Here is an 8,439-nt window from a genome sequence, read left to right as displayed (position 1 = left end):
TTAGGCCCCCGTTTTGCGCGTCTTGCGGACTTGTGTATAACGATGAGCGCAGAGCGTGGGGACGATCAGCATCGTATTCCTCACTGAATCTCGTCCGGTTTGACGATCACCCAGTTCTTGTCGGCAGTCACCGGCAATCCTTCCTTGGCCTGGGCTTCGGCGTTCTTCTTCATCATGCCGTTCAACTGCGTCATGTATTTGTCCTTGCGGTTGATCCACAAATGCACGCCGCCTTTGCTGACGTCGACGCTGTGGAACAGCATGTAGCCGTCGCTCGTCGGGGTATCACCGCCCACCAGCACCGGTTTTTTCCATTCATCGATGTAGGTCAGGATGGCCGCCTGTTTGCCAGCCATCCAGGTCGCAGGTGTCCATAAGTAAGGCGTCAGCTCCAGACCCATGTTGCTTTTCGCATCATATTTGCCAGCCGTGATCTGTTTGCGCGCCGTGGTCAGATCACCGGTTTTCCTGTCCTTGAGCAGCAGCGACACGCCGATCACGTTCTCTGGCTTGACGTTGTAGCCGTACTTGGGATCGGAGGCGACCATACGCACCAGCTCTTCGGAGGCAGCGGTCATCACGTAGACGTCGATGCCGTTTTCCATCAGCTTCTTGTACAGCTCGGTCTGCCCGGTGAACACGCGGGGCGGTTCGACGTTCATCTGCTTGACGGTATCGCCATCGTAGTAAGTCGCAGGGATCGGCTTGTCGAGCGCCATCAGCTCATCCACGTAGCCTTTGAGTTCCTTCAGGGTGAAACCGGAAAACACCTGAGCGACCCATGGATAGCAGACCATGTCGTCAACCTCGCAGAGGCGATAGTAGTAACTGAACAGGCTTTCCTTGTGCTCGGCCGTGTCTTTGAACGGCATCAGTTTGAGGGAAGGATCAAGCTTCTCCCGGGTGATCAGGCCTTTGTTTTCCATGTACGGCAACAGCGATTCTTCGAGGTCGAAGCGGTAGCTGGTGTTGTCCATGTCAAAGACTGCGTAGTTACCCTTGTTGGCGTTTGCGGCGATCATCGCATCGAGTGCTTTCGCGGCGGGCTCGGGCCAATGCTTCAATTCGGTGGCGGCGAAAGCCTGGCTGGCCAGCCCGACACAAAGTGCAGCAAACAGCATTTTTGGCGCGAGTTTCATGAGCGAAGTCCCCTTCTCAAAAATTCGAAGGGTCAGACCGTAACAAAATATTATGAACGCGAAAGTGCGCGAGCGACCTTTGAGGCGTCAGAAGACGTCATTTACCCCATTGATCGCGACAGCAAAACAAAAAACGACAGTTTTGTGACATTTTGTTTGCTGCCGCATCACCGCTGATGGTTCAGGCCCGTTCCCATACTTCGAAGTTGTAGCCGGGCTTGTCTTCGACGGCGGGGTTTTCAGTGTTGGAAACCAGCTTCCACTGCACCTGATCGAACTCGGGAAACCAGGCATCGCCTTCTGGACTCAACGCCACGCGCGTCAGATACAAACGATCCGCCTGAGCCAGCCCCTGGGTGTACAACTGAGCACCACCTATCAGCATGACTTCATCGACGCCCTGCTCGTGCGCCCACTGCTGGGCACGTGCCACAGCGGCGTCCAGCGAAGCAAAAACCTCGGCACCCTCGAGCTGAAGGTCTGTCTGGCGGCTGACCACCAGATTCAGGCGCCCCGGCAGCGGACGGCCCAGCGAGTCCCAGGTCTTGCGACCCATGATGATCGGCTTGCCGAGGGTCGTCGCTTTGAAGTATTTGAAGTCCCCCGGCAAATGCCAGGGCATGGAATTGTCGACGCCGATCACTCGGTTTTCACCAAGGGCGGCAATCAGGCTGAGGGGGAGATGAGTATTCATCGAGCGAGGATATCAGAGCACACGCAGCAAGCCACTGAACTGTTACACGCCGTGCTCAGTCCCATGACAGCGGTTATGCTCACCGCTGAATTCCTTGAAGAGACGCCGTGTGACTGCGCTGACACCCCTCGATACCCTCTGGCTGACCGAAGCTGTGCGCCTGCGTGAAAAACAAGCGGGGACGCTCGACGATCAGGAGGCCAACCGCCGCGCACGCGCTGGCGAAGGCGACCTCACGACCCGCATCACTCACCGTGCCTTGTGGCTGGCGGAGCGCGACGGCATGGTTGCCGCGCTGCATCACTGGAAACAGGGCGCGCGACTGGCTCTGATGGCACTGGCCGTAATGGCGATCATGAGTGGCGCCGGTCTGGCCTTCGCTGCCATGGGCGACGGCCAGACGCCGGTCAATGTGTTCTGGGCGCTGGGCAGCCTGCTCGGTTTGAATCTGATTCTGCTGATCAGTTGGGCGCTGGGTGTGGTTTTTGCCGGGCGCAACAACAGTGGACTTGGCCGACTCTGGTTATGGCTGAGTGAAAAACTCGCCCGCGACGCTCAGGCCGCGCAACTGGCACCGGCGCTGATTCTGCTGCTGCAACGCAAACGCCTGAATCGCTGGGTCTTGGGACTGGTGGTCAACAGCCTGTGGCTGATCGCACTGCTCAGTGCGCTGCTGGTGCTGTTGATGCTGATGTCGACCCGGCGCTACGGGTTTGTCTGGGAAACCACCATTCTGAGCAGCGACACGTTCGTCAGCCTGACCCAGACGCTGAGTACGATCCCGGCCTGGCTGGGCTTCAGCGTGCCGGACGAATCCATGATCCGAGCCAGTGGTGACGGCGCATTGAGCATCGAAAACGCTCGCCAGGCCTGGGCGGCGTGGCTGGTTGGTGTGCTGCTGGTCTATGGCATCCTGCCGCGCCTGATGCTGGCCGCGCTTTGCCTGTGGCGCTGGAAAAACGGCCGCGCTGGCCTGCGGCTCGATTTGGAGCAGCCCGATTACCTTGAGCTGCGCGAAAGGCTGATGCCAAGCAGCGAGCGCCTGGGCGTCAACGATGCCGAGCCCGCAATGCTGCATCAGGTTCAGCGCGACGCAGGGATTGCTAAAAGCGACGGCGCCCTGCTGGTGGCCATCGAGCTGGACGACCAACAGGTCTGGCCGCCCCATTTGCCCGTTGGCGTTGCCAACGCAGGTGTTCTGGACAGTCGCGAGTCGCGCCACAGACTTCTGGAACAACTGACTCAATACCCGCCCGCACGCCTGCTGGTTGCCTGTGACCCGCGTCGCTCGCCGGATCGCGGCAGCCTTGCGCTGATCGCAGAACTGGCGCGCTGCGCCGGAGCAACCCGCGTCTGGCTGCTGCCTGCGCCCGCCGGACAAACCCTGGACCCCGAGCGGCTGGATGACTGGCATGTCGCGCTGGATCAACTGCAATTGCCCTGGGCAGACCATCTGCCCATGAGCTGGCTGGAGACAGGCCATGAGTGATGCGCACAAGTCCGGCCCGATCAAGCTTGCCGTGGTCGGCCACACCAATGTGGGCAAGACCTCCTTGCTGCGCACCCTGACGGGCGATGTGACGTTCGGCGAAGTGTCCCATCGCCCCAGCACCACACGGCATGTCGAAGGGGCTCGTCTCTCGGTGGACGGCCAGGCCACGGTCGAGTTGTACGACACGCCTGGCCTGGAAGATGCCATCGCCCTGCTCGACTATCTGGAGCGTTTGGACCGCCCCGGTGAACGGCTGGACGGCCCGGCTCGACTGGAACGCTTTCTGGAAGGCAGCGAAGCTCGCCAACGCTTCGAGCAGGAAGCCAAAGTGCTGCGACAGTTGCTCGATTCGAATGCGGGTCTGTATGTCATCGATGCCCGCGAACCGGTGCTGTCCAAATACCGCGACGAACTGTCCGTGCTCGCCAGTTGCGGGAAACCCTTATTGCCAGTGCTCAATTTCGTCAGTGCGCAGCAACACCGCGAGCCTGAATGGCGCGAAGCCCTCTCACGTCTCGGTCTGCATGCGCTGGTGCGTTTCGACAGCGTCGCCCCTCCTGAAGACGGCGGGCGGCGGCTATATGAAAGTCTGGCGCTCATGCTGGAAAGCGCACGCCCGCAGTTGGAGCGTCTGATCGAGGATCAGGAGAAACAGCGTCAGGCCAAACGACACAGCGCAGCGCGTCTGATCGCGGAAATGCTGATCGACTGCGCAGCCTGTCGGCGTAGCGTCGAAACCACGCCTGATCAGGAGAAACAGGCCATCGAAGCATTACGTCAGGCGGTCCGTCAGCGTGAACAGCAGTGCGTCGAAGCGCTGCTCAAGCTGCATGCGTTTCGCAAGGATGACGTGACCGCCAGCGACCTGCCGTTGATGGATGGACGCTGGGGTGATGACCTGTTCAACCCCGAAACCCTCAAACTGATGGGCGTACGCGTCGGCGGCGGCGTGGCAGCAGGCGCCGCGGCCGGAGCAGGCGTGGACCTGATGGTCGGTGGCGTCACACTGGGCGCCGCTGCGCTGGTAGGTGCCATTGCCGGCGGCGCCCTGCTGACCGCCCGCAGCTACGGCGGACGTCTGCTGGGCAAACTCAAGGGACACCGGGAACTGACCGTCGACGACGCCGTACTGCGCCTGCTTGCGCTTCGACAACGTCAGCTGATGCTTGCGCTGGGCGTCAGAGGCCATGCGGCGATCAACAGCATCGAACTGACCACACCGCAAGACAAGACCTGGCGTAAGGGCAAACTGCCCGAACCTTTGTCACGATCCCGCGCCCACCCGCAATGGTCATCACTGAACCCGCATGCGCGGCTGAATCAGGCTGAACGGCAGGAAGCGATCGATGGGTTGGCCGAGGTGATTTTGCAGGGGTGAGCCGTCAAACCTGACCGTTCGTCACGATTCGCATAGCAGAGTATCCAAAGCATTCCGAGTCCTGGCCGTGTGCATCCGAACAATCGACGAATGGGTCGCGATCACGTTATTGGCGGCTGTACAGATATCTTTTGAAGTATTTTGGCCAGGCTTGCGTGCTCCAGATTCAATTTCGACCGCTACTCTTCATCGTATCGCTAACCGCTTCCTACTCGGTACCGAGAGGGCAGGCTGGAAAAAATGGAGTGTTGGTGGAATTCACGGATGATGAGAAGAGACTCTGGAACGAAGCGATCAAATTCGCGAGGCAAAACAAGAAGGCTATCGGGAGAAAGCTGACCTCACTGGATCTTTACCCGGCAGAGGACGAGCCCGTATCGGTTTTCATGTCCGGATCCCCTGGAGCAGGTAAGACAGAAGCGTCGATTGCTCTTCTGAATCTCTTTACAAGCTCGTCTATTTTACGAATAGACCCAGACGAGCTACGCGCTGAATTTGATCTCTACACCGGGGGTAACGCGTACCTGTTCCAAGGTGGCATCTCAATTCTGATTTCCAAGATTATCGATCTGGCACTATCGCAGCAGCAGTCTTTTCTGCTGGATGGGACCCTTGCAAAAATCGACATTGCACGGAGCAATGTCGAAAGATCCTTGGAGAAAGGACGCTACGTTCAAGTGCTGTATGTCTATCAAAATCCGTTGCTTGCCTGGGAGTTCGTCAAGGCTCGAGAGCAGGCAGAGGGCAGGCGTATCCTCGCTGACCATTTCGTCGAGCAATACTTCTCCGCACGTGACGTCGTGAACACGCTTAAGCTAGAGTATGGAAAACATGTGCATGTCGATCTGCTTCTAAAGCACATAGATAACTCAGCCCGCCTTTACAAGGCGGGCGTGGACAGGATTGACTACCATATCCCCGAGCGCTATACCCGCGATGAGCTGGCAGCTGCGCTGGAAAACGTCTCACCTCAGGAGCCAGTCAATGAAGCTTCCAAATCCGCACTCCGAGAAGGCCAAGAATCCTTTCGCGGAATTCATTCGCAACGCGAAGTCCGATGAAAAAAAGCGTATTTACAGTGTTGTTCTGACTGAGGCGACCAAGCGCCAGAACGAGATCATCGCGCAGGTTAAAAACGCCTGACAGCGACCGCTCAATAAAAAACCCGCATCTCTGCGGGTTTTTTATTGCTTCAAGGAATCAGCCCTTGAACACGTCGTCCACGCTGGTCAGCGGGTAGTGCTTCGGATATGGCAGGGTGGCCACACCGCTTTCGATAGCGGCCTTGGCGACTGCTTCGGCGATACGGCCCAGCAGGCGGGTGTCCATTGGTTTCGGGATGATGTACTCACGACCGAATTCCAGTTTGATGCCACCATAGGCGTCGCACACTTCCTGAGGAACCGGCAGTTTGGCCAATTCGCGCAGGGCGTTGGCTGCGGCGATCTTCATTTCTTCGTTGATGCGCTTGGCGCGAACGTCCAGAGCACCACGGAAGATGAACGGGAAGCCCAGTACGTTGTTGACCTGGTTCGGGTAGTCCGAACGGCCGGTCGCCATGATCACGTCGCTGCGAGTGGCGTGAGCCAGTTCCGGGGAGATTTCCGGATCAGGGTTCGAGCAGGCGAACACGATCGGATCCTTGGCCATCAGCTTGAGGTTTTCAGCGCTCAGCAGGTTAGGACCGGACAGGCCTACGAACACGTCAGCACCTTCCAGTGCATCGGTCAGCGTGCGCTTCTCGGTGGCGTGTGCGAACACAGCCTTGTACTGGTTCAGGTCGGTACGGCCGGAGTGGATCACGCCGGTGCGGTCGATCATGAAGATGTTTTCGATCTTCGCGCCCATGCTCACCAGCAGCTTCATGCAGGAGATGGCGGCAGCGCCAGCGCCCAGGCAGACGATCTTGGCGGTGTCGAGGGATTTGCCGACGATTTCCAGTGCATTGATCATGCCGGCTGCGGTCACGATAGCGGTGCCGTGCTGGTCATCGTGGAACACCGGGATGTCACACTGTTCGATCAGCGCTTTCTCGATTTCAAAGCACTCAGGTGCCTTGATGTCTTCCAGGTTGATGCCGCCGAAAGTGATCGAGATGCGCTTAACGGTGTCGATGAAGGCCTGCGGGCTTTCGGAATCGACTTCGATATCGAAAACGTCGATACCGGCGAAACGCTTGAACAGAACCCCTTTGCCTTCCATGACCGGCTTGGAGGCCAACGGGCCCAGATCGCCGAGGCCGAGGATTGCGGTGCCATCGGAGATAACTGCTACCAGGTTGCCTTTGCCGGTGTACTTGTAAGCCAGCTCGGGGTCACGGGCAATTTCACGCACGGGTTCAGCAACGCCAGGGCTGTAGGCCAGAGCCAGGTCACGAGCGGTTGCGGTCGGCTTGGTGAGTTCTACGCTCAGCTTCCCTGGACGGGGATTGGCATGGTAATCGAGCGCGGCAGTTTTCAAATCTGACATGTATTGGATTCCGCTTTTTTTACTGTGGGACAGACGGACCGCCGAGGATACGCAAGATGCATAGTCCTAACAAGACTGACCAGTCACTGCTGTCAAGGGGCGAGAAGTTAGACTTTCCGCTAAGGCACTGGAAACACAAAAAGCCGAACCGCTCGTCGAAAGGCCCGGGATTGCAGGCGATGCCTAGGGGTTGAGCATGGCCGGGTGGGTCAGCGGCATCAGCCAGCGAGCCTGTCCTGACTGTAGACCACCGCGCCGGGAACGGTCCACCACCCAGCCCCGCGCCTCGATCTGTTGACCCTTGAGCCGCTCAAGTTTCGCCACATCGAAGGCAGACAGCAGGTCAGGGGCAACGCGTAACACCAGTGAACCGTCGAGTTCGATCCAGACACCGCCGCGATTGCGCTGAACGCTCTTCACGCGACCGGACACCACGGCAAAACCGCCTTTATTGATCCGATTGGCAGCTTGCACCGGCGAGTTGCGCCACAGACCCAGTCTGGCCTGACGCGCCTGACGCTCGGCGCTCTTCTGGCAATCGACCAGCGCCGTATTGGGTGCAAAGGCGACCAGATAGCCGAGCCCTTCGCTGAGCAGCTGCGCTTCCAGGTTGGTGCCGTTGCGACCGTAGACATTGGCCAGCGTGCGACCGTAGCGATCCTTGGCCTGCTGACCGATCTGCAGGCGGACCTGATCGCCGCTGTCTTTGACCAGCGCTTGCAGACGTCGCTTGCCCGCTTCGGCAAACGGCTCGGCGGACTGACCGCGCTTGCCGGTCTCGGGGGTATTGAGACCAATCATTCGCACGCTGCGACCATCGCTCAGGCGCAGGGTGTCGCCGTCCACCACCCGCTGTACCTTTGCAAAAGGCAAACCGGCCGGTGCGGGGCAGAACGCCTGCGCGTCGGACAGCCAAATCGCGGACATAAAAAAGACGCCCACAAGGGGCGTCTTTTCAAGCAGTCTGGAAATGCCCAAGAGGCAGCCAGTCTTACTTCGCTTTGGTTGCGCCGAACGCACCGAAACGGGATTTGAACTTGTCGACACGGCCGCCAATGTCAAGCGTCTTCTGCTTGCCAGTGTAGAACGGGTGGCACTCGTTGCACACGTCGAGGCTCAAAGGGCCGGCGAGAGTGGAACGGGTCTTGATGACATTGCCGCAGCTGCAGGTTGCGTCAATGGCTTCGTAAACTGGATGGATATCAGCTTTCATCGGTACTTCCTCAGTCTAGCGTGCCGCCACCCAACACTATTGTTGAATACCGCA

At 58.9% G+C, this 8,439-nt stretch carries 8 protein-coding genes; 3 read left to right on the top strand and 5 right to left on the bottom strand.

All coding sequences use genetic code 11. The features are described from left to right. Positions 1-80: 80 nt before the first annotated feature. Together QRN20_RS20215 and QRN20_RS20210 are read right to left on the bottom strand one after the other, a co-directional pair. Positions 81-1,139, bottom strand: a complete 1,059-nt coding sequence (locus QRN20_RS20215) for an HAD family hydrolase (protein ID WP_029243137.1) — start codon at positions 1,137-1,139, stop codon at positions 81-83. A gap of 181 nt (positions 1,140-1,320) precedes the next feature. Beyond that, positions 1,321-1,833, bottom strand: a complete 513-nt coding sequence (locus tag QRN20_RS20210; RefSeq protein WP_043304187.1) for a dihydrofolate reductase — start codon at positions 1,831-1,833, stop codon at positions 1,321-1,323. Positions 1,834-1,942: 109 nt separating this feature from the next. On the opposite strand from QRN20_RS20210, the gene QRN20_RS20205 reads away from it, so the two are divergent. From QRN20_RS20205 to QRN20_RS20195, 3 genes are all read left to right on the top strand, one after another. Next, positions 1,943-3,322, top strand: coding sequence for a DUF2868 domain-containing protein (locus tag QRN20_RS20205; RefSeq protein WP_122428582.1), 1,380 nt, complete (start codon positions 1,943-1,945; stop codon positions 3,320-3,322). After that, positions 3,315-4,703 (top strand): DUF3482 domain-containing protein, encoded by a 1,389-nt coding sequence (locus QRN20_RS20200; protein ID WP_122428584.1) that lies wholly within the window; start codon positions 3,315-3,317, stop codon positions 4,701-4,703. The genes QRN20_RS20205 and QRN20_RS20200 overlap by 8 nt, the downstream gene beginning before the upstream one ends. 245 nt (positions 4,704-4,948) lie before the next feature. Continuing rightward, positions 4,949-5,764, top strand: coding sequence for a zeta toxin family protein (locus QRN20_RS20195; RefSeq protein WP_029243141.1), 816 nt, complete (start codon positions 4,949-4,951; stop codon positions 5,762-5,764). Between the two features lie 139 nt (positions 5,765-5,903). Here QRN20_RS20195 and QRN20_RS20190 read toward each other — a convergent pair whose 3' ends face one another. The 3 genes from QRN20_RS20190 to rpmE form a co-directional block, all read right to left on the bottom strand. Continuing rightward, positions 5,904-7,172: a malic enzyme-like NAD(P)-binding protein gene (locus tag QRN20_RS20190; RefSeq protein ID WP_025993925.1), complete on the bottom strand. Its 1,269-nt coding sequence runs from the start codon at positions 7,170-7,172 to the stop codon at positions 5,904-5,906. A gap of 183 nt (positions 7,173-7,355) precedes the next feature. Next, entirely contained in the window at positions 7,356-8,150 is a 795-nt protein-coding gene (locus tag QRN20_RS20185; protein ID WP_122606996.1) for a thermonuclease family protein, read from the bottom strand. A gap of 13 nt (positions 8,151-8,163) precedes the next feature. Next, positions 8,164-8,385 (bottom strand): 50S ribosomal protein L31, encoded by a 222-nt coding sequence (rpmE, locus tag QRN20_RS20180; RefSeq protein WP_004888228.1) that lies wholly within the window; start codon positions 8,383-8,385, stop codon positions 8,164-8,166. Between the last annotated feature and the right edge of the window lie 54 nt (positions 8,386-8,439).

The organism is Pseudomonas sp. fls2-241-TYG-175 (assembly GCF_030209155.1).
Lineage (GTDB): Bacteria > Pseudomonadota > Gammaproteobacteria > Pseudomonadales > Pseudomonadaceae > Aquipseudomonas > Aquipseudomonas viridiflava.
Note: the sequence above shows the minus strand (reverse complement) of the source record. Positions and strands in the feature narration are given on the sequence as shown.